The 2,016-nt window shown below is 42.5% G+C and carries 2 protein-coding genes; one reads left to right on the forward strand and one right to left on the reverse strand.

Going from position 1 to position 2,016, the window contains the following annotated elements:
- Positions 1-513 precede the first annotated feature (513 nt).
- A complete protein-coding gene (locus A3766_RS17905; RefSeq protein WP_068516467.1) occupies positions 514-1,494 on the reverse strand; it encodes a response regulator in 981 nt (326 codons plus the stop codon).
- 300 nt (positions 1,495-1,794) lie between these two features.
- On the opposite strand from A3766_RS17905, the gene A3766_RS17910 reads away from it, so the two are divergent.
- A partial coding sequence (locus tag A3766_RS17910; protein WP_156508955.1) for a DUF520 family protein occupies positions 1,795-2,016 on the forward strand: 222 nt, incomplete at its 3' end.

A 2,016-nucleotide genomic window follows, 5' to 3' on the forward strand; every position in this document is an offset into this window, starting at 1 on the left:
AAACTAACCCTTTTATCGGTATCAGGTTTGAAATTTTGTTATCTGATGACCTGGAGAAAGTGCTAAGAACACGCCTTTACTAAAGCGGACAGACACAAAAAAAGGCTAAGTTCATAAAAACTTAGCCCTAAATTGCTTGAAGATAAGCAAAACGAAAATGATGAAGAACTTGTAAATAGCTTTGGATAATAGCAGCCCGAAAAAACAGCGGAGGTACAACAAAACCCTCCGCTAACGGGGGATACTACTCAAATCCACGAAAATAATTCTAGGTTATAAGAGGCCGTAACAATATAGTTTTTGAGTAAGGTCTTGTAAGGGATTGTGTTGCTATTGTGAGGTGCTGTGATGTGATGTACTAGCCTGCTAGCGAGCCTATAGACGGCTCGGTCTACAGGCTTTGGCAGTCTACTTATATTGAATAAATAACGAAAACGGCAGGCGGAGGGTTTCACCCCTAGCATGATCAACCCCTTGCCGTGCTATCCCATTTTGGAGTATTAATCGGGCTATTTACAGTATGCTAGTGTTCGGCTCATTCTTCCAGCGAGAGATTACAATCGTGTCTGTTTCAATTGCCTGGCGCATTTGCTGTTGGCAGCCTTCTTCTATGTCACTTACGCGCGGCACTGAGGCACTATCATCAACTGTACAAATACATGATGCGATTTTGACTGACACATAACCGGAAGCTGTGCGGAAAGATTTTAGATTTATACCATCATGAATGCGGCGATAAGAACTGATAGAGCAATGATCTATGTTGCCAAAGTTAGCGATGATCGCGTATTGATGTTCTGCAACGCGGCAAAGAACATCTAAGGGGCGAATTAGGCTTCTTAAGCGGCGCGTTATACCTAGTGCGACTTCTTCACAGGTCATGTGGTTGTGCTGCTTTTTGATGACAGGCCAGTTTTTGATATCAATTAGCATGTAACTAATTGCGCCACCACGAGACTCGGTGTGCCTCAGAAAGTTTGCTAAAGTCTCTTGCGCGAGACGTTTATTACCAATACCTGTTTCAATATCGACAATATTCTTTTCTTCGAGGTGTTTATTGTTTTCAATGAGCAAATGATTTGCAGACAGTAAAGTATTCTGTCGCTCTGACATTCTGTCTGCGGCATACACGCGAGGAAGAAGTTGCTTAGACATTTCTGACTTGAAGATGAAGTCGTCGATACCTTTGTCGAAGGCTTCATTTAGAGCGCTGCTACCTTCTTTCGCTGTCAAGAGTATTACATAAGTAAAGTGGTTGTTTTGCTCATCTAACTGCCGGACTTGAGCTGTTAACTCTAAGCCATCAATTTCTGGCATTAACCAATCTGCAATGAGTACACTAGCTTGGCGCTTGTCTAGCATCGCTAGGGCTGTGTTGGCATCGTTGGCGATGCGGACGTCTCTATAGCCTGCTTTGCCAAGCGTTTTGGCTATGATTGTGCTGCTGAATTTTGTGTCATCCACTACTAGAATGGAAAGATCGAGATTGGGCATGAGTCCAGGTCCTTATCCGAGTCTCTGATTCTTCAATACGATATACAAATCCGTTTACTATTTCGGCTATCGCGTGTAGCGCTAAGCGCTTATGGTCAGCGTGCTTAGTTGCTACAAAATTCTACTGCGAGAAAAAGTTACTCAGCTTTATTATTGTTTCCCCAGTTTAGACGTGTTTTTAGCTTTGTGCGAAAGTCATTTACAAGAGATTCTCTTGAAACTGATTTTTCAAGTAACTACTCAAGTCACTACCCGCTATAATGGGGAAAATTTATTGTTAATGATACGCGGGAGTATACCATGCCATCTTTTGATACGGTCTCAGAACTTGACATGCATGAGGTCACAAATGCAATTGATCAAGCAAAACGTGAACTAGGTAACCGTTGGGACTTTAAAAATGTTCAGGCCGATATTGTTGTCGAAGGGACACGAGTCACTTTTTCAGCCGAGCAGGACTTTCAGCTTGAACAGCTTATCGAAATGCTGCAGATGGCATTTGCTAAACGAAAGCTTGATGTT

It is taken from the genome of Oleiphilus sp. HI0132 (genome assembly GCF_001635845.1).

Excerpts from the sequence above, each read along its gene's own strand:
- A3766_RS17905 (WP_068516467.1), bottom strand. The coding sequence starts at position 1,494 with ATGCCCAATCTCGATCTTTCCATTCTAGTAGTGGATGACACAAAATTC.